Origin of the sequence: Actinotignum stranguriae, from assembly GCF_051265215.1 — a bacterium.
Lineage (GTDB): Bacteria > Actinomycetota > Actinomycetes > Actinomycetales > Actinomycetaceae > Actinotignum > Actinotignum schaalii_C.
Map to the genome: position 1 here is coordinate 29,724 of NZ_JBOZCJ010000015.1, position 26,005 is coordinate 55,728.

At 61.9% G+C, this 26,005-nt stretch carries 21 protein-coding genes and 1 rRNA gene; 10 read left to right on the top strand and 12 right to left on the bottom strand.

The window, feature by feature from the left end; all coding sequences use genetic code 11:
• The first annotated feature begins 119 nt into the window (after nt 1–119).
• Nucleotides 120–794, top strand: coding sequence for a GntR family transcriptional regulator (locus ACRQEG_RS06260; protein WP_320753057.1), 675 nt, complete (start codon nt 120–122; stop codon nt 792–794).
• Here ACRQEG_RS06260 and ACRQEG_RS06265 read toward each other — a convergent pair.
• Complete coding sequence (locus tag ACRQEG_RS06265) at nt 791–1,462, bottom strand: ArsR/SmtB family transcription factor (RefSeq protein ID WP_320753056.1); 672 nt, start codon at nt 1,460–1,462, stop codon at nt 791–793. The genes ACRQEG_RS06260 and ACRQEG_RS06265 overlap by 4 nt on opposite strands.
• Before the next feature lie 124 nt (nt 1,463–1,586).
• On the opposite strand from ACRQEG_RS06265, the gene ACRQEG_RS06270 reads away from it, so the two are divergent.
• The gene (locus ACRQEG_RS06270; protein WP_320753055.1) at nt 1,587–2,984 is read left to right on the top strand and encodes an MFS transporter; all 1,398 of its coding nucleotides are present in this window, start codon (nt 1,587–1,589) and stop codon (nt 2,982–2,984) included.
• Nucleotides 2,985–3,033: 49 nt separating this feature from the next.
• On the opposite strand, the gene ACRQEG_RS06275 is transcribed toward ACRQEG_RS06270, so the two are convergent.
• Both ACRQEG_RS06275 and ACRQEG_RS06280 read right to left on the bottom strand, forming a co-directional pair.
• Nucleotides 3,034–4,611: an alpha/beta hydrolase domain-containing protein gene (locus ACRQEG_RS06275; protein WP_320753054.1), complete on the bottom strand. Its 1,578-nt coding sequence runs from the start codon at nt 4,609–4,611 to the stop codon at nt 3,034–3,036.
• A gap of 128 nt (nt 4,612–4,739) precedes the next feature.
• Nucleotides 4,740–5,648 (bottom strand): helix-turn-helix transcriptional regulator, encoded by a 909-nt coding sequence (locus ACRQEG_RS06280; RefSeq protein ID WP_320755978.1) that lies wholly within the window; start codon nt 5,646–5,648, stop codon nt 4,740–4,742.
• Between the two features lie 250 nt (nt 5,649–5,898).
• Here ACRQEG_RS06280 and ACRQEG_RS06285 point away from each other — a divergent pair, with 250 nt between their 5' ends.
• Nucleotides 5,899–7,338, top strand: a complete 1,440-nt coding sequence (locus tag ACRQEG_RS06285; protein ID WP_320753052.1) for an MFS transporter — start codon at nt 5,899–5,901, stop codon at nt 7,336–7,338.
• A gap of 151 nt (nt 7,339–7,489) precedes the next feature.
• Here ACRQEG_RS06285 and ACRQEG_RS06290 read toward each other — a convergent pair whose 3' ends face one another.
• From ACRQEG_RS06290 to ACRQEG_RS06300, 3 genes are all read right to left on the bottom strand, one after another.
• A complete protein-coding gene (locus tag ACRQEG_RS06290) occupies nt 7,490–7,987 on the bottom strand; it encodes a hypothetical protein (protein WP_320753051.1) in 498 nt (165 codons plus the stop codon).
• Complete coding sequence (locus ACRQEG_RS06295) at nt 7,977–8,435, bottom strand: flavodoxin (RefSeq protein WP_320753050.1); 459 nt, start codon at nt 8,433–8,435, stop codon at nt 7,977–7,979. The genes ACRQEG_RS06290 and ACRQEG_RS06295 overlap by 11 nt, the downstream gene beginning before the upstream one ends.
• Nucleotides 8,436–8,627: 192 nt before the next feature.
• Nucleotides 8,628–9,086 carry an NAD(P)-dependent oxidoreductase gene (locus ACRQEG_RS06300; RefSeq protein WP_320753049.1) on the bottom strand — a complete coding sequence of 153 codons (459 nt, stop codon included), beginning with the start codon at nt 9,084–9,086 and terminating at the stop codon, nt 8,628–8,630.
• Nucleotides 9,087–9,343: 257 nt separating this feature from the next.
• On the opposite strand from ACRQEG_RS06300, the gene ACRQEG_RS06305 reads away from it, so the two are divergent.
• The 4 genes from ACRQEG_RS06305 to ACRQEG_RS06320 all read left to right on the top strand — a co-directional run bounded on the left by ACRQEG_RS06305 (nt 9,344) and on the right by ACRQEG_RS06320 (nt 15,941).
• Entirely contained in the window at nt 9,344–10,057 is a 714-nt protein-coding gene (locus ACRQEG_RS06305) for a sugar O-acetyltransferase (RefSeq protein ID WP_320755977.1), read from the top strand.
• Between the two features lie 32 nt (nt 10,058–10,089).
• Nucleotides 10,090–11,769 (top strand): formate--tetrahydrofolate ligase, encoded by a 1,680-nt coding sequence (locus ACRQEG_RS06310; RefSeq protein WP_320755976.1) that lies wholly within the window; start codon nt 10,090–10,092, stop codon nt 11,767–11,769.
• A 105-nt stretch (nt 11,770–11,874) separates the two neighbouring features.
• Nucleotides 11,875–14,610, top strand: a complete 2,736-nt coding sequence (ppdK, locus tag ACRQEG_RS06315; protein WP_435716075.1) for a pyruvate, phosphate dikinase — start codon at nt 11,875–11,877, stop codon at nt 14,608–14,610.
• A gap of 359 nt (nt 14,611–14,969) precedes the next feature.
• Nucleotides 14,970–15,941, top strand: a complete 972-nt coding sequence (locus tag ACRQEG_RS06320) for a hypothetical protein (RefSeq protein WP_435716077.1) — start codon at nt 14,970–14,972, stop codon at nt 15,939–15,941.
• On the opposite strand, the gene ACRQEG_RS06325 is transcribed toward ACRQEG_RS06320, so the two are convergent.
• Entirely contained in the window at nt 15,847–16,527 is a 681-nt protein-coding gene (locus ACRQEG_RS06325; protein WP_435733820.1) for a hypothetical protein, read from the bottom strand. The genes ACRQEG_RS06320 and ACRQEG_RS06325 overlap by 95 nt on opposite strands.
• 258 nt (nt 16,528–16,785) lie before the next feature.
• Here ACRQEG_RS06325 and ACRQEG_RS06330 point away from each other — a divergent pair, with 258 nt between their 5' ends.
• Complete coding sequence (locus ACRQEG_RS06330) at nt 16,786–17,637, top strand: aldo/keto reductase (protein WP_435716081.1); 852 nt, start codon at nt 16,786–16,788, stop codon at nt 17,635–17,637.
• 95 nt (nt 17,638–17,732) lie between these two features.
• On the opposite strand, the gene ACRQEG_RS06335 is transcribed toward ACRQEG_RS06330, so the two are convergent.
• The 4 genes from ACRQEG_RS06335 to rhmD all read right to left on the bottom strand — a co-directional run bounded on the left by ACRQEG_RS06335 (nt 17,733) and on the right by rhmD (nt 21,988).
• Complete coding sequence (locus ACRQEG_RS06335; RefSeq protein ID WP_435716083.1) at nt 17,733–18,497, bottom strand: IclR family transcriptional regulator; 765 nt, start codon at nt 18,495–18,497, stop codon at nt 17,733–17,735.
• A gap of 64 nt (nt 18,498–18,561) precedes the next feature.
• Nucleotides 18,562–19,332: an HpcH/HpaI aldolase family protein gene (locus ACRQEG_RS06340; RefSeq protein WP_435716085.1), complete on the bottom strand. Its 771-nt coding sequence runs from the start codon at nt 19,330–19,332 to the stop codon at nt 18,562–18,564.
• The gene (locus ACRQEG_RS06345) at nt 19,307–20,662 is read right to left on the bottom strand and encodes an MFS transporter (RefSeq protein WP_435733821.1); all 1,356 of its coding nucleotides are present in this window, start codon (nt 20,660–20,662) and stop codon (nt 19,307–19,309) included. Before ACRQEG_RS06345 ends, ACRQEG_RS06340 begins: the two co-directional genes overlap by 26 nt.
• A 117-nt stretch (nt 20,663–20,779) precedes the next feature.
• Complete coding sequence (rhmD, locus tag ACRQEG_RS06350) at nt 20,780–21,988, bottom strand: L-rhamnonate dehydratase (protein ID WP_016442323.1); 1,209 nt, start codon at nt 21,986–21,988, stop codon at nt 20,780–20,782.
• Between the two features lie 423 nt (nt 21,989–22,411).
• Here rhmD and fucO point away from each other — a divergent pair, with 423 nt between their 5' ends.
• Nucleotides 22,412–23,563, top strand: coding sequence for a lactaldehyde reductase (fucO, locus tag ACRQEG_RS06355; RefSeq protein WP_435716130.1), 1,152 nt, complete (start codon nt 22,412–22,414; stop codon nt 23,561–23,563).
• 130 nt (nt 23,564–23,693) lie between these two features.
• Here the strand turns inward: fucO and ACRQEG_RS06360 are convergent, their stop codons facing one another.
• Entirely contained in the window at nt 23,694–25,148 is a 1,455-nt protein-coding gene (locus ACRQEG_RS06360; protein ID WP_320753039.1) for an MFS transporter, read from the bottom strand.
• Between the two features lie 655 nt (nt 25,149–25,803).
• On the opposite strand from ACRQEG_RS06360, the gene ACRQEG_RS06365 reads away from it, so the two are divergent.
• Nucleotides 25,804–26,005, top strand: a 16S ribosomal RNA gene (locus ACRQEG_RS06365); the annotation flags it as partial.

Here is a 26,005-nt window from a genome sequence, read left to right on the forward strand (position 1 = left end):
AAGATGTCCGCACGGCCGGACGAGTACCGAACCGAATAACCCTAGGGTAATAAACATCACCCTAGGTCGTCTAGGGTGCAGCTGCCTTTCGTGATGAGATCTAGGTAATAATAAAGAGCATGAAGCCGAAATATGCAGCCGTGTACGAAAGTCTCCTCGCGACCATCGAGACGCTGCAACCCGGTGCGAAACTCGATAGTGAATTGGAACTATCGCGCAAAATGGACGTGGCGCCTATGACGGTGCGCCGCGCCCTGACACTGCTCGCGCAGGAGGGGCGCACTGTTGGCATTCCGGGGAAGGGGACCTTCGTGGCGGTGCCGCGCCCGGAGCGAGGGCGTGAGCCGTTGCCCAGCCTCGAGGAACACCTGCGCACCAGTCTTGATACGGAGCTTATCGGCTGCGCCTTGCAGCGTGCCAGCGCTGCGCAGCGCGCAGCTTTTGGCTTGGATTCTGGCGAATTTGTCTATCTTATCCGACAGCTGCGTACCGGGCCTGGTGTGCGCGGCGTCGAAGAAACCCATATTGATGCCAAGCATTTTCCCGATTTACTTTCTGAGGATCTCAGCCGTCCGGTGCGCGATTGTCTCGAAAATGCTTATGGGTACCGCTTGGTAACAACACAGCTCACACTCGCGCACGGCATCGCCAGTACGGACGATGCTGAAATGCTCGAGGTGGAACCGGGCAGTGGGGTGCTCTGCGTCTCCTGGCAGAGTGGGGATGAAAGCGGTAGGCCGCTGTTGCGCACTCGTGGGATTTTCGCGGGTGAGTTGCGGCTTGCGGTTCGCTAAGAACCCTTGTGGGCGCTGCGCGGGATAATCGCCTGGAGTGTCACAAAAGGAGTGGCATCTTTCGCGGTGGACTCTCCGGACGCGCCTGTCTTGTCGCCCTCCCGATGGGCTGCCGCCTCGTTATCCACTCGATATTCTTCCACGAGCTCGTACATTTTCTTGGAAAGATCGGCGGCTTGCTTGCGAGTGAGAAGGACTTCCGCCGGGTGCAAACTGGTGAATAGTGGCCGTTCCTCCGGGTGATCGGTGCGAGCCGTCATCGCCGCCAGCCACAGCGAGGTGGCCCATTCCAGAATCGCGGTGCCAGCCGCAGTCACGCTTTTGGAATATTCCGGATTGGGCAGGCTAGAATCGGTCGCCATGCGCGGAGATGTGAGTGTCCATACCCGATCACGCTTATCGCGCGCGCGGGTGGGATCCTCGCGAATCAGCCCGCCACGGGCCAGAATCCGCAGGTGGTAGCTCATGGAATTGGCGGGTAAGTCCAGTTCTTCGGCCAGGTCTGCAGCGCGCGCATAGCCTAGGCGGCTCAGGGTGTGAAGTAAACTTAAACGAACCGGGTGGGAAAGTGCCCGCAGTTGTTCGCGGTTGAGGCGAGCTGCCGTTTCTGTAGTGGTGGCCCCCGGTGCGGTGCTGCTCGATTCGGGGGTGCCGTCAGATGAAACCATAGGTTCATTGTAGCCGGAGTGTTCAGCCCTCCCATATTCGCAACAACTATTGCGCAATATATGTTGCGTAATTATAGTGGGAGGTGGAAGCCAGGGAAATGGCCAAAAACAACAAGGAGAATACATGTCAAACACGGCAGATGCGCCAGCTACAGTAACCGATCAGGTGGCTGACCAAGATCGGGCGCCTGCCCCGGAGCGTGAACCTTCCACCATCTGGGCATCCCGTGAATACCGGGCCTGGTTTACCGGCGATCTCCTCCAGGACCTGGGCGCGGGCATTGCAATGTTCGCTTTCCCATTGGTCTGCCTGGCGGTTACCGGCTCCCCGGTACATGCCGGAACCGTGGGATTCTTCCAAGGCGCGGGCACCCTGCTGGGTATCCTTCCCGGGGGAGTTCTGGCTGACCGTCACAACCGGCGTACCCTGCGCCTGGTTTCCTCCGGACTGGGTGTGCTCGCGCAGCTGGCGCTGGTAGCACTGCTCCTCACCGGCACCGCGAACGTGGCCAACCTTGCGGCCCTCGCTTTTCTGGATCGCCTGCGTAATTCGTTGCTCTCCCCGGCCTCCAATTCCATGCTCAAACAGGTGGTGCCCGGGCCTTTACTGCCCAATGCCGTGGCTGCGAATCAAGGGCGCGACGCCGCGGTCACCCTCGCCACCGGCCCGGCCGGCGGGGCACTATTGGCTATCCACCTCTACGTTCCCGCTCTCGCGCAAATCATCGGGCAGCTGGCGAGCATGGTGGCCACACTACGTATGCGCGGGGATTACCGGCCCGGGCGTTCCGGCGGAGATGAGTGCTCCGGCAGAGCCGGGTGCCCTGAGAACTCAGAAAACTCTGCGAGCTCTATCCGTACCGGCCGCCTCTCGCGCGCGCTCGCAGAGTTCAACGAATCCCTGCGCTGGATATGGGACCGCACTGCGGTGCGGGTGTTCCTTATCTGCGCCTGCCTGCTCAACCTGGGTTGGGCTGGCATGATGATGAGCGTAACCCTCGGCCTTGCCGACCGCGGGGTGGAGCCGGCGCTCATTGGCCTGCTCGCTACTGCGCTCGGTTGTGGGGCACTCGCCGGGGCGGTGGTTGCAGCCAAAGTGGTTGCCAGGGTGCCCTCCGGAGTGCTGATCGTGGCGGGATTCCTCATGTGCGCCGGCGTCGTCGCCCTTGTGCCCTTCCTTCCCGGGCTGGGGTGGATTGGCGCGGTGTACGCATTAATGGGCTTGATTATCCCCGCCGTCAATGCGGCGGTCATGGGCCTGGTCACCCTTATGACGCCCAACGAGCTCATGGGTCGCGTGGGTTCGGTCAGCCAGTTCTTCTCCTCTGGCGCGGCGGCCTTCGCACCCGCGCTGGCCGGCTGGGGCATCGGCACTCTGGGCTGGGAACTCACCCAGAGTGCCTTCGCCCTTCCCACCGCGCTCGCGGCCTTCGCCATGCTGGCCTCTGCGCAGGTCCGGCGCATCCCGGCCTCGCCGCAGTGGGAGAGCTACCTGGAAGAATCCGGTTCCTTGCGCCCGTGAGATTAAGGGCGACGCCGCCACGCCTCCCGCCTCGGCAACTCGTGCGTTGTTACTGACCTTGCGGTGAACTCAGGGGAGCCGGTGCGCCATCCACCGCGCGTTCCCACAGCTCGCGCTCCACGGCGTGAAGCAAACGGCGGCCCACAGGCTCAAGGTAACCTGCCGCTTCCAGCGCGTCATCGGCCTCATCGCAGGCTGCCTGGTAGTCCTCGAAAGAAGCGAAACGCCCCAGAATCGACTCGCGCGAGTGCACAGTCATGAGGCCATACACAGGATTCTCCGGCGCTCCGGGGAGGAAGTCCGCAATCGGATGCGCCAGGAGACCCAATTCGATCCCGCCCGAAAGCAGCCCGGAGCGATCTTTCACCCACCGGTCACCATCGGCAGCGAACCAGGTAGAAGGCGCAGCCGGCACCCCCTCCGCAGCCCATTTCTCCACGGCGGCCATGGAGCCGGTAATAATAGGTTCAATGGGCAGCACGCTCAGTGCCGCCAGGAATGTCGCATCCATCTCGCGCGGGCGCCGTTTTGCCTGCACCACTTCCGAATTTTGTGGAATGACGCGCGAACGGGCATCTGAATGTTGGGAGCGCCGCACGTGCCAATGCCGGCGCAGCGGTCCGTCTCCCAGGCGGAGGCACTCAGGGCTTGCCCCGAAGAGGGTCACGTCTGCCTCCGAAGATGTGCTAACCACCGGCGCATCAAGTTGTGCGGGCTCCACCAGATAGAAGACGAAAGCTCCGTGGCGCTTCTCGCCAGTCCCGGTTCCACCCAGAGTCAATGTGCGCAGAATACGGGGTGGAACCCCGGTCCCGTGCTGGTTAATGGCTTTGACATACACCGATCCAACCCCCGGTGCATAGCCGTCAAAGGGATGTGCACCGCCAGCGAGTCGCAACGCATTATGGAAATACGTGAGGTACGTGTTGGCGTATACCGAGGATTGGGACTGACCCATGAGGAAAATATGCCCCACATTTACCGGGCTGTGCGGCGAGCGTAGCCACGCGGAAACCTGGGCGATCACATCCCAAGCTAGGCCTTCTTCGCACTCGTCAAGTTGCATAAACGGATTCCAGCCCGGATCCGCGGCATCAATCTGGCGCGGCTTTCCGCCCCAGCTGAGCTTCCCGTAACGCTCCGGATCGAAAGTCTGCAAAGCGGAAATCTGGATGGGCTTGGCCGTCACGGACACGTAGGTGTGTCGCTTGGTCATGAGATAGTCCCATGCCCGCCGCCAATCATCTTCGATGTCATACCCTTGCGAGGCATTCGAAATGGAGACCCAGGCCGTCCCTGAGCTCTTCTCTTCCGGGCGCCGCACGAGCACACGGGTGCAATACGGGATTCCCTCTTTTTCTACGACGACGCGCGCCGCCGGCTGAGCGCCGTCGGCCTTTCCCCCGCGGCCACCACGGCCTGTACCGTATGTATCCGGCTCTGGCGCAAAAGCGTATACATTCGCGGTGCCGGAAAGGAAATATTCCTCCTCCACATATCCGTATGCGGCCAAATCTAACGGTTCGCGCGCGAAACGCATACTGGAAAATGGGTGGCTGGTATCGGTTACGGGGATCGGGCCTGCGGTCTCGGGAACCGGTACGGGCAGTGTTAGTACGTTCATCATTTCTCCCTCGAAATACTCTCCGACTGCGGTTAATCGTCAGCCTAGGTGCCTTCCCTGCACCCGGCCGAGGGCAGCGGGGGTGAAAACACCTCCGGAACCCCGCCCGGGGACTAGTCCCGCTCATCCCGCTAGGCGCTCGGCACACTTCCGGCATGAGCCGCTGCGTCAAGGAGTTCCACCGCATTGTGGGCACCGAGTTTACGCATGAGGCTACGGCGGTGGCTGCGCACCGTATTGATCGAAACGTGCAAGGTCGCGGCCGCGTCCGAATTGGTGTGTCCTTGGGCGATCTGGGTGAGGACATCCCTTTCGCGGGGAGTCAGGGCGGGGCCGCGTTGTGAGTTAGCGCGGGCCCGTGCGTTTCCGGGTGCGGCGCTCGCCGCGGGTATCTCAGCGGCTGGCGCTGCCGTCACGCCCGTGGTTGCCGGCGAACCCGGGGCGCCCGGGAAACCAGGTGTTACCGGTGCAGGATTCGAGGGCAGCACTTCCCATACCTCCGCTAAACCTTCGGAGTTGAGAATAGTTGCCCGGGGCGCGGCGCGTAAAAGTAATGCCACAAGCGTGGAGAGCTGGGATATACGTGAGCGATCTGTTGCGGAGAAAGCCCCCGCGCGCGAGTGTGATTCCAGCCAGAGAGTGCCCTGCAATTCCTGCCCGATGATGCAGGGTTGGATAACCGCGGATGCGTGGGTGGCCGCTGCGGCAAAGCGTTGTAATGGGCTCATCCGCTCGTATGCCAGGGAAGAATCCGCGGGGAAAGAGTACAGTTCAGCTACCTCGGTGGGAGTACGGGCCCAGTACTGTTCGCGGCGCCCGAGGGTCCTCCCGAAAGGCGAATTCGCCTCAACCACGAGCGTGGAATTGTAATGGGGGAATCCGTAGACCCCCAGAACCGCGAAAACGTTGTGCCGCGGGAGGAAAGCGTAAAAATAAATATAATCCGCATTCGGCGCTACATCCGCAAGCAAAGCAACAATATAACGCGCAATGGTGCGGCGGTCCGTGGCTGCGTGGAGCGCCTGTATGGCATCTGTCAAACGCTGTGAGAATTGTAGATTCGTTCGCATTCCGCATCACCATCCACCGGGTGAATCTAGGGTAGTCACCCTGTGAGCACGGATTAGTCTACTCGTCCGAAAGTAGGAAAGGAGAGGCCCTTATTCACCCGCTTCACCGCTCTTCACCGTGCCGGCAGCTCATTACGCTATCGCATGGGCGTAAGGGAACGCTCAGGAATAACCGCATATAACGGATGCGAAGCAGCTCCGTTGCGTGAAAGGATAACCAATGACGGACCCACACACGGTAACGGGTACCAGACCGATACCGCCGTCGGATAACAATGACGTATCGAAAGCAGCCAACGCGGCGACGGGTGGGGGAGTGAGCCTGGAGAAATCCGCGAAGAAAGCCGCGAAATCTGGTTTTTGGGGCGCGGTTGCCGAATACTACGACTTCGGGCTGTACGGAACCGCATCCGCGGTTATCTTCCCCTCCGTTTTCTTCGGCGGTGGGGATGATCCAACCCTGGCCAATATTGCCTCGCTCGCCTCATTCGGTGTTGCATATCTTGCTCGGCCCCTCGGCGCCATCGTGCTCGGCCACCTCGGCGATGCCTGGGGCCGGAAGAAAACGCTCCTTCTTACCCTTGGCTTGATGGGCTTCGCTACCTTAGTGATCGGTTTCTTGCCTTCGTATGATTCGGTCGGCGCAACCGCCGGTGTCATCTTGATCATTATGCGGCTGATCCAGGGCTTCTCCGCAGGTGGTGAACAGGCCGGATCTACTGCAATGACCTCCGAGCTTGCCCCGCCGGAGAAACGCGGTCGCCTCGTTGCTTTTACCATGCACGGGCTCCTCATCGGGATGCTGCTCGGTATCGCTGCCTTTATCCCGGTCTCCAAAGATGAGGCTTTCCTTCTCGGTGGGGGTTGGCGTATCCCTTACTTTGTTGCTATCCCGCTGGTGCTGTACGCGCTGTGGGTACGTGTGAAGGCCGATGAGCCGCGTGAAGTATACGAGGCGCTCGCCCGCGAGGAAGGTAAACTCGCGCACCGCACGGCCGGACAAACTGGGGAGACCACCAATAAGGGGAGTCTCGGTGACCTGTTCAAGAATCACTGGCGCCAAGTCATTCGCGTTATGGCCATGGGGCAGTACGCGATTACCGGCGCTTTGCTCACGAATTACATGCTTAATTACGGAACTACTTACTGGGGATGGGAGCGTTCAACCCTGTTGGCGCTAGCCACCCTCTCGATGGGTATTGGTGTTCCTATTCAGCCGGTGTGGGCTGCGCTCTCGGATAAGATCGGGCGTCGGCCGGTGTACCTCATGTCAATGTTTAGCCTCGTGGTGCTGTTCCCGGCGATCTTCTGGGCAATTCAGCTCAAGAATGTGCCGCTGCTCGTCGTGTTGCTCTTTATTATCGGCTTGACCTTGGCCGGTGGAAATGTTGTGCAAGCGCCGATGTACAGCGAGATGTTCCCGACCCGCCTGCGCATGACGGGTTACGCAGTGTCGACTCAGCTGGGCAATATCATCGTGGGCTTCACGCCGATGATCGCCGCTATTATCGTGCGTCCGGGTAGCTTCGGTTGGTTGCCGGTACTGACCTTCACGACCATCATGATGGGCTTGGGTATCCTGTCCTGCCTGTCCACGCCGGAAACCATGGGCAAGGTTATTACCGCTGATCTGGAAGAAGAAGTAAGAGAAGAAGCCTAATTCGCTTGGTGTGAGAGCAGGTACCACCGTCCGGTTCGAAGATTGGGCGGTGGTACCTGCTTTTCGGTTGTGGTTCGCGCCGTGGCGGCATGCGGTTCCCGTGCCGTCGCTTATTTAGAACGACGACGCCGCGCCTGCCGCCCCGCGCCCACTAGCGATTGTGTGCGTATTCCTCATACGCTTTGTTCGCGGCCCACAGGCGTTCCTGGGTGACCATAAGCATGACCGGTTCCATCAATGCAGTTGCTTCCACGTCATTGGTGTGTCCCGAGCCGGCCGGAGGGAGATCCCAGCTGACGGTAGCTCCGCCCGGTAGGGTCTCGGCTTCTTTCGTAACCGTGGCCTGCATACACATCTCCTTTCGCAGCTGCGGATCAACCGGGAAAGCTTCCCGATATACCTCTGTCAGACCCGCGCCTTGTCCAGGAACGCTATACGTCAAGGTAGCGGTGTCCCCCTCCGCAAACTCAACCGTCCAGGAAACCCCGTAGGGCCCGGGAAGGTTGAGCTGCGAGAGCGTGACACTTCCGGTGCAAGCCGCCAATTCATCGAAAGAGGGATGCGATTCCTGGGAGCATGCCGCGAGGGTAGCAAGCGTGCCAAGGATTCCGATAAGTGCAGTGGTCGCGCCCGTGACCTTACTGCGCATCGGCCCAGGCGCGGATATCTTCTTCGGTCAGGTTGTCGTGGAAACGCAATCCTGGTGCCCACACAATCTGCGGGAAGGTGGAGCGTAGGTACTCCTCCGCCTCGTCCATCGGCGAACTCCCGGAGGTGCAGAAGGGGTGCACCCGTGCCTTCCCCAAATCATGCGAGTTCACGAAGCTATCCACCACTTTCGGCGGGATACCCCACCAGATCGGGAAGCCAAGGAACACTTCCGTTGCGCCGCCCAATTCGACCGGTTCCTCAAGTTCCGGGGCCGGGAGCTTTCCGTGCTGTTCCAGGTTCGCCCGGCTATCTTCGACCCGCCAATCTAAATCCGCATCTGTATACGGCCGAGCTGCTGCTATTCGCACCACATCGCCGTCAACAACGCCCTGCAAGCGTTCTGCTGCTTTCTCAGTAGTGCCAGTTTCAGAGAAGTAAATAATCATCGTTCCTCCTGCCGTTCATCGTTGTGACATGAGCCATTTAAAATCTACGCCTTGGCGAGCTCGCCCAATAGGGCCGCCCCTGGAGTCCCAGGCGCGGCCCTTGGTTATCATTGCGTGGAAGCGCTCTGCTTCGGGTGTGTTCCCGTTCGGGTGTTACACCTGCCGGCGCTCCTCACTTTGACTCCTCTACTTCTAACTCACCACCAGATGCTGGCGGATATGCGCGGTCAGCGGGCCTCGCTCGAGTTCCTCAATCACGGCTGCGGCCAGATCGGCGGAGGTGATCTCCGGGGAAATATATGTCCATTTGGCGATGTGGGCACCCTCCAAAGCGGTCGGGACCTTCGCGTCCCCGTTATCGAGCACGATGAGCCGGGTCGGCAGTCCGGAAACCAACTCAATGAGATGCCGCGCGGCACGTTCGGGGAAATCCTCCCCGGCATCCGCGTTGGGCGTGAGGGCATCTACCATGGCATCGACGCCGGCAATATCTCCGCGTTCAATATCGAAAATATCTCGGCGGAGCGAGACCGGAGCTTCCGTTTCGTTTTCCGAGCGCGTCACGGCCATGACCTCGTGTCCGCGCGCAACCGCTTCCTGGGTGAGGAGTTTTCCGGCCGCGCCATTAGCTCCAATAATTGCAATGCGCATAATTCATCCTTTCTGATGTGGGGCCGGCTGAACGGCCCGCTGCTGGTGAGGTCTTATCAATGCGGTTGCGGTGGCGGACGCCCGGCCGCGCAGTTGGGAGCCCGTCACGGGGCGAAGCGGCAGCATGCTAGCTGGGCCACGATGTCCAGCCGGCCACCGCCGGGGTAGAAAGCCTGGGAAACGCACCACCGCATCCCTTCCGAAGGGTGAACAGAAGTTCACCTTAGATGGTAGCTCAGATGTGCCAGAATGAACCCATGACCAAATCGAATCAGCCCGCGCCGGAATCCGTGCCCGGCGCCGCAGCACAGCCCGTGCCCGCCGCGCCGCAATCGGCGTCCCAACCCTCACCCACCTGGGAACGCATGGTCGCCGGAAAAATGTATATCGCGGACGATCCCTACCTCGCCCAAGTCCGCCGCGAGGGCCTCACCGTCCAGCACGAGCTCAATGCCACTAACCCCTCCGATAACGAAACGATCCGCGCCATCGCCGCGCGTTTCTTCGGTTCCTTCGACCCGAGCGCCACCGTGGTCCCGCCCGTTCACTGTGATTACGGCGCAAACGTCCACATCGGCCCCGAAGTCTTCATCAACTCCGGCGCAATTTTGCTTGACGTCGCCCCCATCACCCTGGGCCGCCGCGTCCTCATCGGCCCGCGCGTCACCATCACCACCGCCGGTCACCCGGTTCCCCCGCGCCTGCGCGCCGAAACCGACCTCGAATTCGGCACCGCCATCACCATCGGCGATAATGTGTGGATCGGCGCCTCGGCCACCATCGGTCCGGGTGTCACCATTGGCGAAAACTCCATTGTGGGCGCCGGCGCCGTCGTCATGCGCGACGTCCCCGCGAACTGCATTGTGGTTGGAGTTCCGGCCCGCGTGCTCCGATATTTTAATAACGACGACGACGCCCGCGGCCAAGCGCTTCTCGACGCTTACGTTGCTGACATGGGCCCGCTTGCCTAGGTGATCGGCCGCGGCGGTATAAACTACAGCGTATGTCTATCGAACTTCCCCTTGTTGATATGGCTCTGGCGGCCGGTGTGCCTGCAGATGCCGTCATCCCCTTCGGTCGGGATCGGGCGAAGATCGATTACCGCTGGGTAGAACGCCTCGGTGCGCAGCTGGGCCACCCCGAAACCGGCTCCGTCGAACCCGGAACCAACGCCGCGCAACCCGGCCGCCTCGTGCTGGTGACCGCCATGTCACCCACTCCGGCCGGGGAAGGGAAAACCACCACCTCCATCGGCCTGGCGGACGGCCTGCGCTACCTCGGCAAAGGCGCGGTGCTGGCCCTGCGTGAGCCCTCGCTCGGGCCCGTCTTCGGGCTCAAAGGCGGGGCCATTGGCGGGGGCCGCGCCACCCTCACCCCGGCAGCCTCCATTAACCTGCATTTCAACGGGGATTTCGCCGCTATCGCAGCCGCCCACAACCTGCTGGCCGCCATGACGGATAACGCGGTGTATTTCGATACCCACGATATTGATCCGGCCACGGTGAGCGTGCGCCGCGTGATCGATATGAATGACCGGGCGCTGCGCGCTATCCTCCTCAGCCCCAGCGGGCGCCTGGATAGTGCCGGCCCGGGCGCGGGTACCCACTCTAATCCCGGCGCGCACGCCACTCGTGCTACCGGCTTCGATATTGTGCCTGCCAGCGAAGTCATGGCAGCTTTCTGCCTGGCTTCCTCCTTCTCAGACTTGCGCGAACGCCTCAACGACATGGAAGTGGCCCGCACCCGCGCGGGCAAGCACGTCACCGCCAAGGATGTGGGAGCCACCGGCGCCATGCTCGCCCTCCTCGCCGATGCTTTTTCCCCGAACCTGGTCGCCACTCAGGAAGGCACCCCGGCGCTCGTGCACGGTGGGCCTTTCGCCAATATTGCCCACGGCTGCAATTCCGTGATGGCTACCCGCGCTGCGCTCGCGATGGGGGAGATCGCGGTGACCGAAGCCGGCTTCGGGGCCGATCTGGGCGCCGAAAAGTTCATTGACATTATGTGCCGAACCTCCGGGCTGCGCCCCGACGCAGTCGTTTTCGTGGTTACCTTGCGCGCCCTGCGCTATCACGGGGGTATCGCCAATGCCGCCCGGCATATCCATAATTTGCGGGCGGTGTGGGGGCAGTCCGTCGTCGTCGCCCTTAATCGTTTTGATACGGATACCGAAGCCGATATCGCAAAGGTGCGCGCGCAATTCGAAGATCTGGGCGTGCCCGTGGCCGTGTCTGAACATTTCGCGCGCGGTGGGGAAGGCGCGGCGCCACTGGCCCAAGCGGTCCTGCGCGCCCTCGAAACGCCCTCCCGCACCACGTTCACGTACCCGGATCACGCGAGCCTTGCTGAGAAAATCACCGCGGTGGTGCGGCGCGTCTACGGGGGTGCGAGCGTGACCTTCGCGCAAGAAGCCCGCGAGCAACTGCGTGACCTGGAAGAACGCGGCTATGGCAGCTATCCGGTATGCATCGCGAAAACCCCGGCCTCCTTCACCACCGACCCGAAACGCCTGGGCGCCCCCAGCGATTTCGACGTGCCGGTACGGGACGTGCATCTCTCCGCGGGCGGCCGGTTCGTGGTTGTGATGGCCGGGAGCGTCATGCTGATGCCGGGCCTGCCCACAGAACCATCCGCCCTGGCCATTGACGTGGACGCGGCCGGAAACGTGCGCGGTATTCACTAAAAATCCCTCTCGATCACGCCGCCCCAAAGTGTTACCCTGGACACGTGAGCGGCGACGGGGCCGCTCCGCGCACTTATGCGCGTGTGAATCCCCACGGAGGACGATATGACCAAGTTCGTATACGCATTTACCGAGGGCAACAAGGACATGAAGGACCTGCTCGGCGGCAAGGGAGCCAACCTGGCTGAGATGGTCCACATGGATTTGCCTGTCCCACCCGGTTTCACCATCACCACCGAAGCCTGCCGCTACTACCTGAGTAACGGGCAGGAACCTGAAGAACTCGAAGCGGAGGTGACGCGCCACCTGGAAGCCGTGGAAGAGCAGATGGGCAAGAAACTTGGCGATCCGGAGGATCCGCTGCTGCTCTCGGTGCGTTCGGGCGCGAAGTTCTCCATGCCCGGCATGATGGAAACCGTGCTCAATATTGGCCTCAATGATGAATCCGTGAAGGGCCTGGCGGCGCAATCGGGCAACGAACGTTTCGCCTGGGATTCCTACCGGCGCCTCATCCAAATGTTCGCCCGGACCGTGCTCGATATTGACGGGGATCTATTCTCAGACGCCCTGCACGCCCTCCAAAAGGCAAAAGGCTACAGCGGCGATCTTGATATGACGACGGCGGACCTGCAAGAGCTGGTCGAACAATTCAAGGGAATCGTGCGGCGCGCCACCGGGTACCCCTTCCCGCAGAACCCGCGCCGGCAAATGAACCTCGCAATCACCGCGGTGTTCCGCTCCTGGAACACCGAACGCGCCCGCATCTACCGGCGGCGCGAACACATCCCGGATGACCTGGGCACCGCCGTCAATATTTGCACGATGGTCTTCGGCAATATGGGGGAGAAGTCCGGAACCGGGGTGGCCTTCACCCGCGATCCTTCCACCGGGCATTCCGGGGTGTACGGCGATTACCTGGTCAATGCCCAGGGTGAGGATGTGGTGGCCGGTATCCGCAATACCCTCTCCCTCAAGGACCTTGAGCAGCTGGACCCGGTTTCCTACACCGAGCTGATGGACATCATGAAGCGCCTGGAAAACCACTACCGGGACCTGTGCGATATCGAATTCACCATCCAGGAAGGCAAGCTGTGGATGCTGCAAACCCGCGTGGGGAAGCGCACCGCCGCCGCGGCCTTCCGGGTCGCCACCCAGCTGGTGGACGAAGGGCTCATCAGCGCGGAAGAAGCCATCACCCGTACTACCGGCGAACAGCTCACTTCTCTGCTCTTCCCGCAGTTCCAGCGTGATGCGCAGCGCACCCTCATCACGAAGGCCATGGCGGCCTCCCCGGGTGCGGCCGTGGGTGAAGTGGTGTTCAGCAACGAGCAGGCGGAGGCGCGCGCCGCGGAAGGCGCCAAGGTGATTCTGGTGCGCCGCGAAACCAACCCGGATGACCTGCCCGGCATGGTGGTGGCCGCCGGCGTGCTCACCGCGCGCGGCGGAAAAACCTCGCACGCCGCGGTGGTGGCCCGCGGGATGGGGCGCACCTGCGTGGTGGGCGCGGAGGACCTGCTTGTGGAAGAAAAGGCCGGCACGGTCTTCATCAAGTCCACCGGGCAGACGCTGCGCGCCGGGGATGTGATCTCCATTGACGGCACCACCGGCGAAGTGTTCTTCGGGGCGGTGCCGGTGGAAGATTCCCCGGTTATGATCTACGTTTCCCAGGGCCTGGAAGCCGCGCTGGAAGCTGCCGGTGATGATGTGGATACCTGCGAACTGGTGCGTTCCGTGGATCGCATCCTCACCCAAGCGGATAAGTCCGCGCGCATGCACGTGCGGGCGAACGCCGATAATCCGGAAGATGCCGCGCGCGCTCGCGAATTCGGGGCGCAGGGGATCGGCCTGTGCCGCACCGAGCATATGTTCTTAGGGGAGCGGCGCGAACTTATCGAGCACGTGATCCTCGCGGCCACCCCGGAATTGCAGGAAGCGGCCCTGGGCGCGCTCATGCCGCTCCAGCGCGGTGACTTCGAAGGTATTTTCGAGGCGATGGACGGGCTGCCGGTGGTGGTGCGCCTCATCGACCCGCCGCTGCACGAATTCCTCCCGGATATGACGAAGCTCGCGGTTGAGGTAGCCACCATGGAAGCCCGCGGCCAGCAGGTGCCCGAACACACCCGCACCCTGCTGCGGGCGGCAACCGAACGCCACGAAGATAACCCGATGCTGGGCCTGCGCGGGGTGCGCCTGTCCATCCAGATCCCCGGTTTCGTGGATCTGCAGGTGCGAGCGGTGGCCGAAGCTGCGGTGGCCTGCCGCAAGCGCGGCCTGGATCCGCATCCGGAAATCATGATCCCGCTCATCGGTTCGGATAAGGAATTCCGCCTGGTGGCGGACCGCGCCCGCAAGATCATCGCCGATGTGGAACGCGAATCCGGCTACGACCTGGACATCGCGATCGGCAATATGATCGAGCTGCCGCGCGCGGCGATTATCGCGGAGAAGATCGCCGAGGATTCCGAATTCTTCTCCTTCGGCACCAATGACCTGACCCAGACCACGTGGGGCTTCTCGCGGGACGACGTCGAACACGAATTCATTCCGACCTATATGGCGGAAGGGATCTTTGACACCTCGCCCTTCGAGACCATCGACCGCGAAGGCGTGGGCGAGCTGGTGCGCATGGGTACCGAACGTGGCCGGAAGGGCAACCCGAACCTCACCGTGGGTATCTGCGGTGAGCACGGCGGTGATCCCGCCTCGGTGCACTTCTTCGACTCCGTCGGTTTGGATTACGTGTCCTGCTCCCCGTTCCGGGTGCCGGTGGCACGCCTGGAAGCCGGGCGCGCGGCCGTTATGGCCAAGGGGCATGAGTCCGGAGCCGGCGCGACGGCGTAGCACTTGCGTCTTGCACGTAGCTGCGTGGACGTTAGCTAGGCACGCACATGCTAGCTAAGCACGGCTAGTTGCGTAACCGTTAGCGAGGCACGCAAACGTTAGCTAAGCACGCCTAGCACTGCACAGCGGCCGGGCGGGAACCGAGCTCTTCACGGAGCTGGATTCCGCCCGGCCGCTCGGCATCTGGTGGCGTAGCCATACCGGGCCACCGGGGCCGTTCGGGCACGGTGGCGCAAGCACCCGGAGCCGCGGGCGCCGTCGTGCAATAAAGCGCGGTGCAGTCAATTCTCAGGTACCTCGCCTAGGATAGGCTTGGGTAGGCAGGTTGGTGCGGTAAGCAGTATCGGAGATGGTATCTCGTGGGCGTTTTCTCATTACGTGGCGGGCAATTTCATCGCGCGGCGCCTCCCGCGGATCTTCCAGAAGGAACCCGCGCCTCCGTTGCCGAAGCGCTGCGCGCCCAGATTGCGGAGTTCCTCGATTTCCCGGCCTTCCAGGTAGCGTGGACGCGCCCGGAAGGGGAGTGCGGCACCGCTTCTCTGGTTGCCTTGGATGCCACCGGGAACATTATTAGCGTCGATATTATTGATATTCTCGACGGCGCAGCGCTCCTCGCGGCCCTCGCCCGTTCCGCCCAGCACGCCACTTTAGACAGGCGCGAAATTACTCGGCTTTTCCCGGGCGGGCCTCACGATTTTTCCTCCGCCTGGCAGGAGTTCACAGCTGTCAATCCGCCCATCCCGGAACCGGCCCCGCGCCTGAGCATCTTCGCTTTTGCTATCGATCCGGATATTACTGATGCCGTGCGGGCTCTGGCCGGAGCCGGGGTGCAAGTCTGGCAGGTGACCATCCTGGAGCGGGCTGCTGGAATCTTGCTTTCTGTGGACGAAGTTCGCCTCCAGCGTGCCACCGCGCTCGGGCCCGCCGCCGGGGTGCCGGTGCTGGATGTGGTGGCGGAAGCGGGTGAAGCGCCTGAAGTGGTGGCATCCGAAAAGGCTGAAGCGGCTGAAGCTGTCGAGACGGAATCCGCCGCCGAAGCTGAGCCTTCAGCCGAAACACCCGAAGCGCCGGCAGCTGCTGCGGAGCGGCCGCGGCGGCGGGGGAGCCGTGCCGCCCAGCCGGGTACCGAAAGCGCCGCACGCAGCCGCAATATTTGGCAGGAAATTCGCGGCCGCCGCGCCGCGCATGCCTCCGCGGCAGCCGCTACATCCGTGCACAGCTCGGCGCACCGCGCTGCTAATCCCGCCCCTCCTGAGGGCGTCCATCGCAGCGATCATCAGGCTGACCATTGGGCTGCCCCGCGGCATCGGGCTCGGCGCGCGGCGGAATAAAGTTCACGCGGTGCGGCCTGAATTCAAAACCACCCGGCTTTACCGTGATGATCGGACTGGTATCCTCCGGTAAACCGAGCCGCTTGCGGCGCTCCGCATCCTTGCGGCGAGCTTTCTCCCGGCGCTCAATGCGCGCCTCTATCGCTATTTCCTCAAGCGCTTTCTTTGCTTTCAGGGTGGCTTCTCTTTCCTCCGCTGTGGTCAAGCCTGTTTTCCATTCCCGCACTCCGAACACCTCAATGATCGCGACCCCGGTAGCCACACCAGCGCAGATGAGTGCCTGCCGGGAGTTCCACGTCAGTGCGAGCGTGACAAGGAAATAGACTCCTGCGAAGAATACAATCCGGCTCAGCGGAGGGATCCATCCGCCAGGGCTCGGGTGGTGCCAGCGGCGTTGATCCCAGCGGTCGACGTGCGCCGAAAAGAATTCAACAGCCACAGTGCTCAGCGCAACAATGAGCAGCAGAGCGAAAAAATTCACCTGATGAGGGAGGAAGAACCGGCTCAGCGCCAGCGCAATCACAATACCTATCGCGGTCAGCGTGCCGACAATGAGGTGCCCGCTCCATGACTGGCGGAAAGGCACCGGCGTCCAATCCGGATCCGGAGAAACACGAACCATGGCTATCCCTTCGCTCGACGCATGTGCAAAGTGTACGTGGCTGACAGTTTTTCACGGCTTTAATGTTCCTGAGGTACATTTTGCGGCTCGAACGGCTCGAACGGCTTGAACGGCCCGGGTGGCTCGGGTGGCCCGGGTGGCTCGGATCAGCTGGTTACTTTGCGGCTCGGGCTGCCTCGTGGCACGCTGGAGCGTAGAACAACCACGAGAGGAACGATATCCATGCACAACATCACCTTGGCCAATGGCGATACCGTGCCGGCCCTCGGGCTGGGCACCTGGTTCCTCGGCGATAACCCCGCGAGCCGGCAGGAAGAAATCGCGGCACTGCGCTGCGGAATCGAAGGCGGTGCGCGGCTCATCGACACCGCGGAAATGTACGGCAGCGGGCGCTCCGAAGAACTCGTGGGCGAAGCAATCACGCCCTTCCCGCGCGAATCGCTCTACCTCATCACCAAAGTGCTGCCCTCCAACGCCTCGCGCCACCGCATGGAGGCTGCGCTCGACGCCAGCCTCGAGCGCCTCGGCACCGACTACGTGGATATGTACCTCTACCACTGGCGCGGCGGCACCCCGCTGGCCGAAACCGTGGCGGAACTCGAGCGCCTGCGCGGCAGCGGGAAAATCCGCAGCTGGGGCGTCTCCAATTTCGACGTGGAAGATATGCAGGAGCTGGCCGCGGTGCCCGGCGGTGAAAACTGCCAGGCCAACGAGGTGCTCTACCACCTCGGCTCGCGCGGGATCGAAGTGGAGCTGCGCGGCCTCATGGAACGGCGCGGCGTGGCGCTCATCGCATACTGCCCGCTCGCCCAAGCCGGGACCCTCCGCAACGGCCTGGTCACAAACCCGGCCCTCATCGAGGTCGCCCGCGAACTGGGCGTGAGCCCCTTCCGGGTGCTGCTCGCCTGGGTGATGGCGCAGGGCGAGGTCATCGCGATTCCGCGCACCGGAAAACTCGCACACATGCGGGAAAACTTGGAGGCCGCGCGCCTCAAACTGAGCGCCGACCAACTCGCGCGCCTGGACGCCGCCTTCCCGGCCCCGCGCTTCCGAGTTCCCCTCGATGTGGAATAGCCTCACTCCAGGTGGTACGACGGCGCCGCGGCGCGCCCGCGCGCCGCGGGGACGCGGCGTCGTCGTGCTAAAAAGCCACGCACGGTAGCCCGCAGCTACACCGCTCCGTAACCGATCTGGCGGGAAATCTCCGCGGCGGTTGCCGTAACCGCCGCCGCTAGTTCGCGCATCCGCGCCTTCCCCATATAAATAACCGCGCTGGAGACGCTAATCGAGGCCGCAATATTCCCCGACGCATTGCGGATCGGCGCGGCCACGCAGCGAATCCCGGGCTCGCTAATCTCCCAATCCTCCGAATAGCCATTGCGGGAGTATTTTTCCATCGCGGCGGTGAATTCCTCCAGGGTTTCCGGCGGGGGAGTATCCCGCACCCGCTCGCGATCCGCCCGGTAGAGGCCCTCCCAGCGCTCGGGGCTGTCAAGAATGAGGGAACGGCCCAGCCCGGTGCGGGTGATGGGGCGGCGGGTGCCCACCTGGGAACGCACCTCAATACCGCGGTGCCCGGGGAATTTGAGGAGGTAGAGGGCTTCGCCTTCCAGCTCGGTGCCCAGGTGCACGGTATCGAGGGTCTCCTCGGAAAGCTGGGAGAGCAGCGGGGAAGCAATGCCGACCAAAGAAATATTATCGAGGGCCTGAAAACCCAGCTCAATGAGGGAAGCCCCGAGGAAATACGTGCCGGTTTCATCGGTGCGCAGGAAGCGTTCCTGGCGCAGGGCCTGGAGGAGCCGGTGCGCCTTCGAGCGGCTCAGGCCGGTTGCCGTGGTGACCTCGCTGAGATTCCGAGCCCCTGTGGCGACGGCACGGAGAACAAGAAGACCGTGGCGGAGTGTCTGCGTGCCAGGGATATCTTCGGATGTCATATACAAACGGTACCAGGTTCCCAATAGTTGGGAACCTGGTACCGGAGACGGGTCGGAGGGGTAATTACCGCTCCGGGAATTTCGCGGCGAGTGCCTCCACCAGCAGAGTGGAATCCGCCGTGGTCGCGATGAAATTCGCTCCCGCGGCAATATACTGTTCGGCTACCGCATCATCGAAGGCCAGGGAACCGGCCACCAGTCCGGCCGCCCGGATTTTCCCGAGCGCATCGCACACAATCGCGTGCAACTCCTCCGCGGGCGGATTGCCCAGCGAGGCGCCCAGATCAGCCGGCCCGATGAAGAAACCATCCGGCCCCTCCACCTCAAGCAGCTCATCCAGGTGGGAGAGCGCCTCCCGGGATTCGATTTGCAGCATTACGAAAAGCTCCGCTTCGGCTTCCTCCATATAGGAGGTGTAGCGGCCCCAATTCCCGGCGCGCGCCACCGATGCCCCCACCCCGCGGATCCCGCGCGGGGCATAGCGCACCGCCCGCATCGCCGCGCGGGCCTGCTCCGGGGTATCCACCATGGGCAGCAACAGGTTCTGCGCTCCCAGATCCAACACCTGTTTAATATGCGCCGCAGTGGTTTCCACCGGCCGCACAATGAGGGGCATGGGATATCCGGAGGCGGCCCGCAGCTGATCCAGCAGGGACACCACCGTGTAAGGGGCGTGTTCGCCGTCGAATAACAGCCAATCAGCACCCGAACCGGCGCAGATTTCCGCCGAGGTAGCCGAAGCCATCGTCATCCAAATTCCACGGCGCGCCCGCTGCGGGGAGGCCGCAAACTCTGCTTTGAACTGGTTTTTAGGCAACGTCGCTTTCAATACCAACGTCCTTTCGATTCTTGAGAGCGACGATAATGAAGGAACCGAGGATTGCCACCGCTGCAACCGCCCAGAGTCCCGCCACGCTCGACTGGTGGGTATCAAAGATTTCGTTGAACCATACTCTCAGATTCGGTGCCACAAAACCACCAACCGCACCCCAGGTATTGATGAAACCAATACCCGCGGCCAGAGCGGCCCCGGCCAGCAGATTCGTGGGCATCGTCCAGAAGAGCGGCTGGCAGGCAATCACGCCGGTGGCCACGATGCACAGCGCCGCAATCGCGAGAATCGGGGTGGCGTGCGCCGAAAGCCCGAGGGCCAGCCCGGCGGCTAGCAGCAGCCCGGCCGACCAGATCCGCTGCCGATCCGGGGTGGTGGCGTTCTTGGAGAACCACCACGTGCCGATAAGGGAGACCACCCACGGAATGGCGACGACGAGGGACACCTTGAAGCCCACCGATTCGCCCAGCAAGCGCGCCACCTGCGTGGGGATATAGAAGACGACGCCGTACACCGCCACCTGGATGGCGAAGTAAGCCATGGCGAGCGTCCATACCCGAGCATTCGTGAAGGCATCCTTGAGGGTGGACTTCACCCCGGAACCGGAATCTTCACCTTCCACCGCTTCGGCCAGGACGATCCGCTCTTCGGGAGTCAGGAACTTGGCAGAGCGCGGTCCGTCGTCGAAATAGAAGAAAGCGAGGCACCCAACAACCGCGGCGAGCAGGCCCTCAATGAGGAACATCCAGAACCACCCCGGGAAGCCGAGGAAGCCGTGCATCTGCAAGAGCGCACCGGATAATGGCGAGCCGAGTGCCAGCGCGAGGGGTGCACCGAGGTAGAAGAGGCCCATCACATAAGCGCGCGGTTTCGCGGGGAAGAAAATGGAGGCGAGGTAGATCATGCCGGGGAAGAAGCCGGCTTCCACCACGCCCAGGAGCAGGCGAATGGTGAGGAATTTCGCCGGGGTATCAGCAAAGGCCATGCAGGCCGATACCAGACCCCAGGCCACCGCGATGGAACCGATCCATTTCTGCGCCCCGATTTTGCGCATCATGAGATTCGCGGGAGCGCCGAGGAAGGCGTAGAGCACGAAGAAAATCCCCGCGCCGAGCGCGAAGGTGGCTTCACCGATGCCGGTATCTAGCATGTATTCCTGCTGGGCGTATCCGATATTGGAACGGTCCAGGAAGGCGAGCACGTAGAGCAACATCATGAAGGGAACAAGGCGACGACGCGCCTTGCGCACCGCGATATTCAGGGTTGCTTCGCGGGCGGCGGAGGCCCCGGACTTAGCCGCGGGCGATCCTGGAGATGGCGAAGAGGCTGTCATAATTTCTCCTTTTCGTATGCGTGGATGCGCGAGTCCGCGTGACTAGCGGCTGCGCGAAGAGTGCGGCACCCGCGCCGGTCGCGTGACCGGCGCGGATGGCGTGACCGGTGGCCGGATTTAGTGCGTATAGGGGCGTTCCAGCGCGATATCGCGATTGAGTTCGACGCCGAATCCGGGCTTCGTCAGGGTCTCCTTGGAAATGCGGCCATTTTCGGGGACCGGCTCGCCCAGAAGGATGGGGTCGAATTGCGGGCGGATGGTATCCGCCTTCGGGCTGGTCATAAGGAACTCGCTAAACGGCGTATTCGTGAAGGTAATAACGGCGTGGTGCGAGTACACGGAGGAGCCGTGCGGAACCACCAGCTGGCCGCGCGACTTCGCGATGGCCGCGATTTCGAGGAGGGTGGTGATGCCGCCGCACCAGCCCACGTCCGGCTGCATAATATCGATGCCGGTTTCGGAGAGGGTGCGGAAAGCGGCAAGGTTGCCGTGGTGTTCGCCGGTGGAGACCATCACGCCGGCCGGGACCTGGCGCTTGAGCTCGGCGTAATTATCGTATTGCGCGGCGGGGAAGGATTCCTCGATCCACTTGAGGTTATAGGGAGCGCAAGCGTGGGCGAGCTTGACGGCGTAATTGACGTCCTGACTCATCCAGCAATCCCACATGAGCCAGAAGTCCGGGCCCACCTTCTCGCGCATATCCTTGATGCGCTCCACCTCGCGGCGAATGCCGGCATCGCCGTCGTGCGGGCCCCACTGGGTGGGCATCTTCCCGCCGATGAAGCCCATCTCCTTGGCCAGATCCGGGCGCGAACCGGTGGCGTAGAACTTGATTTCATCGCGAACCGCGCCGCCCAGCAGCGAGTACACCGGCTGGCCGAGCACCTTCCCGAATAGATCCCACAGGGCCAGGTCCACGCAGGAGATGGTATTCATAACCACGCCGCCGCCACCGGAGTAGTAGTGGGTGGAGTTGATCATCTGGTCGTGGATGAGCTTGATGTCATCCACCCGCTTGCCTTCGATAAAGCGGCTGAGGTGGTTTTCCACGATGAAGCAGCCGATTTCGCCGGCCGTGGAGATGGCGAAGCCGGTGGTGCCATCGCTGGCCTCCACTTCCACCACCAAGGTGCCCAGCACATTGATCCCGAAGGACTGGCGTGATTGTTCGTATTCCTTGTACTTGGACATCGGGGTGGCGATATGGTCATCGATCCAGTGCCCGCCGCCCTGGTCGTGATAGTCGCCGCCGCCCTGGCCCTTATTCTTGGCGGTGGCGCCGCCCATGAAGAAGGCGCGCACGTGCTTGATGGTTGGCAATGACATGAGATGCTCCTTTGCGTCTATGTGTGAGTGCTATGTGATTGTTGAGAGGTTGCTGCGGGGTAGCTGCGCCGTCGTTCCGCGTGCGTGACCGCAAGCAGTCGTTCCGTACGCGATACCGTGCGGCTGTTCCGCGTGCGCGAAAACGTGCCGCGCGCATCTCCACCGCAACGCATCCAATCCCATTTAGTGGGACGGAATATTAATAGTTGGGATTCTGACACGGCCAGTCTAAAATGAAAGCCGGGGAGAGTAAAGCCTTCCCGGCCCGGCAGCTCGCGGATTGGGCGGGAAAATATCGCCACGGCCCCGGCGATCAATCCGTGCCGGGCCTTACGTCATAGGGCGGGGGTCAAAAAAATGGAACAATGTTCCATGTCAGGAAAGTGGCGCAGTTGCTACGAATATTCGACATAAGGAGTTGTCATGGTTAATCGCATGATCCTCAACCAAACCTCGTACTTCGGGCGCGGTGCGCTCGACCAGCTGGTCCCCGAGCTGCATCGCCGCGGCTTCAAGAAAGTCCTCATCATCACCGATAAGGGTGTGCGTCAGGCCGGGACCGTGGGCCTAGTGACGAAGCGTTTGGATGAGGCCGATTTTGCTTACGAGATTTTCGACGACGTTGTTCCGAACCCGCCCGTCGAAAATGTGAAGGCCGGCGTGCAGGCGCTCAAGGAATCCGGCGCGGATGTGCTTATCGGCCTGGGCGGCGGGTCCCCGCAGGACACCGCGAAGGCCATCGGCATTATCGGTGCGAACCCCGAATTCTCCGATGTTCTTTCCCTCGAGGGCGTGGCGGACACCAAGAACCCCTCCGTGCCGATTATCGGTATCCCCACCACCGCCGGTACCGCTTCGGAAACCACCATTAACTACGTGATTACCGATACGGAGAAGCACCGCAAGTTTGTGTGCGTGGACGAACACGATATTCCGGTGCTCGCCATTGTGGATCCGGATCTCATGGACGGCATGCCGCGCTCCCTCAAGGTGGCGACCGGGCTCGATGCCCTCACCCACGCCATCGAAGGTTACATCACCCCGGGTGCCTGGGAGCTTTCGGACGCGGTTCACCTCAAGGCGATCCAGATGATCGCGAAGAACCTGCGCAAGGCTGCCGATGGCGATACCGACGCCGTGGAGCAAATGGGTTATGCCTCCTACATCGCGGGCATGGGCTACTCCAATGTGGGCCTGGGCCTGGTGCACGGCATGGCGCACCCGCTCGGTGGGCGTTACGACGCGCCGCACGGCGTGGCCAACGGTATCCTGCTGCCGGCTGTCATGAAGTTCAACGCCGAGTACACCGGTGAAAAGTACCGCGATATTGCGCATGCCTTCGGCATGAAGGATTCGTACGACGTCGCGCTAGAAGAAGCGCGTACCTACGCGGTGGACGCGGTCAAGCAGCTGGTTGAGGACCTGGGTAATCCCACCACGATCTCCGCGGTGGGCGTGGACGAATCCGGCCTCGACGCCCTGGCCGAGGATGCCTTCAACGACGTGTGCACCCCGGGCAACCCCCGCAAGGCCACCAAGGAAGAAATCCGCGCGCTCTACGCCTCGCTGCTCTAAAAACTGAGGTGTTCGCTTAGCTCATGCGCTCAAGCGGCGGAGGTGGCCGGTGCCTGGCTCAGGTGCCGGCCACTTTTGTACTGGAGCTCGTGGCGCACGGGTGCGCGGTGGCCAGATAGCTGCGTCGTCGTTATGAATCGGTGCGCATTTTCAGGACCCATGCGCACAGCAAAGCTAGCGCGGCGATGCCCGCCGAAACCGCCAGCGCCCCGCGGTAGCCATCCCACGTTCCCACGAGGGGCGCAACCAGTCCGATACCCAGGCTCGCACCAACGCCGAAAGCTGCGCCGTTGAGACCGGGGAGCGAGCCGGGTGCTTCGGGCGGAGCGAGGATAACGCCAAGCCCGTTGACAGTTGTGAGAATCATGCCGTTATAGGTGATTCCAAGAAGCGCGATGAGGGCGAAAACAACCCGTTGGTGATCGAGGAAGATCCAGATCCCGCCAATCGCGCACAGGGAGAGGAAGAGCCCGGTGCGCAGCACGGTGAGCCAGCCGATTTTCCCCGCCAGCCACCCGGAAAGCGGGGCGGCAACCAGCCCAATAAGTGCGGGCGGGGTGAGGTAGAGGAGCGCGGCCCGGCCAGCTTCCAGCCCATAGCCCACGTCGGAATTCTGGGCAAAAAGCGCGACCGTGAAATTAATGACCGTAAAAACCGAAGCAAGGGATAGCAGGGTGATAGCAATAAGTGGCCAGCAGTGGCGTGATGCCAGATGACGCAGGGCGAAAAGCGGCGAGGGAACCCGATGCTCAACCATGCAAAAAACGAAGAAAAATAGCGCGGCCACACCGAAAAGTAAGAGGCTAGCCGGGGCCAACCACCCGCGGACGCCGCCAATAGTGACGTAGTAGGTCAGGGAAATAAGGCTGAGGGAGAGAAGTGCGCCGCCCCACCAATCCATTTTTCCGCTTGCGGCGGGCCGCTCCGGGGTAGTGAGTAGCCGAACCGTCAGGAAAATTGCCACCGAGGTGAGACCTGCAATAACGAAGAAAATTGCCTGAAATCCGAAGCGGTCGGTGAGTATTCCGCCGAGCCATCCGTCCAGGCCACCCACGCCTCCGTTAGCGGCGCTGATGATGCCGAGCATGGTGCCTAGAACTACCGGCGATACTGATTCGCTCAGGATCATATACGCGAGTTGGAAGACCGCCCCGGAGATACCTTGGAGGACGCGCCCCGCCACGAAAATAGGGAAGTTCGGCGCGAGTGCGCATACCAGTGTTCCCGCCAGCAGGATCACAAGAACCGCCAGGAGCATGCGGGTGCGGCCAATAAAATCACTCCAACGGGTAAGGAGAATCCCGGCAACCGCACCGGCGAGGAAGAAAAGGCTCGAGACGAGGGCAAGCGTTCCCTCGCTCACCGCAAAACTCCGCCCGATATCGGGAAGCGCAGGAGTCACCATCGTGGTGTTGAGCTGATAGGACAGCACGGCAATGACGAGGGTGACAAGCAGGCCGAGCTGCGTGCCCGGCTGAAGCGTGGTTCCTCTGTGCGGATGGTTTGTTGTGGGATCGGGGGACGGCCGCTTCGGGTCGCTTTGCTGAGGGTTACCGGCAGTAGCCGGAGCTTTTCGTGCACTCACTTCTCTATTATCGACGACGCCGCAGCTTCTTGCCCGCGCGCCTCATGTGCCGCGCCGCGGGGTTCGGCGGGGCGGTGCTTGAGGGGTGTGCAGGCGTGTGTGTGGGCGTGGTTTTCCGGGTGTTTTCCGCTTATTCAGCCAGGTGTGGTGGGTGTCTCGTTGGTTTGGTTTGCGTCTGGCGGGTTGGGCTTGTAAGCTTGTTATCCGTCGCCGAGAGCCCGGTAAGAGCTCAGAGCGGCACGGAAATCCTCGTGAGTGGCTTAGGCCACGATGGTTCGGTTTGTTTACCGGGCTGGGTGGTGGTAGGCTAACGGGGTTGCTCTTCTTGAGCGTGGATGATTCTCCCTGGACTAACCAGTCAATGGTTATTGGTTGGTGTGGGGTGTGGGTGTGGTGTTTGGATGCTTAATAGCGTGTCTGACTAATATTTTTACGTGAAATATTTTTTGTTCACATAGCCATTCCGGGGTTGACTGATGTTGTTGTTGGTTTCCTGGTTGGTTGTGTGGGTGTGTGCGAGGACAGTTAGCACTCCAGCGGATGGTTACTAGGTGCCGTGTTTTTATGTGGTGTTTGGTTTGTTTGTTGGTGGTGTGTTGTTCTTGTTTTTTATTTTTTGTTTTTGGAGCTAGTTGTTTTTCTTGCTCTCTGGTTTTTTGTGGAGAGTTTGATCCTGGCTCAGGACGAACGCTGGCGGCGTGCTTAACACATGCAAGTCGAACGATGATGCCTGCAACTTGTTGTGGGTGGATTAGTGGCGAACGGGTGAGTAATACGTGAGTAACCTGCCCTCCTTTTTGGGATAAGCCTTGGAAACGGGGTCTAATACCGAATATTCTGGCGCTCTCGCATGGGGG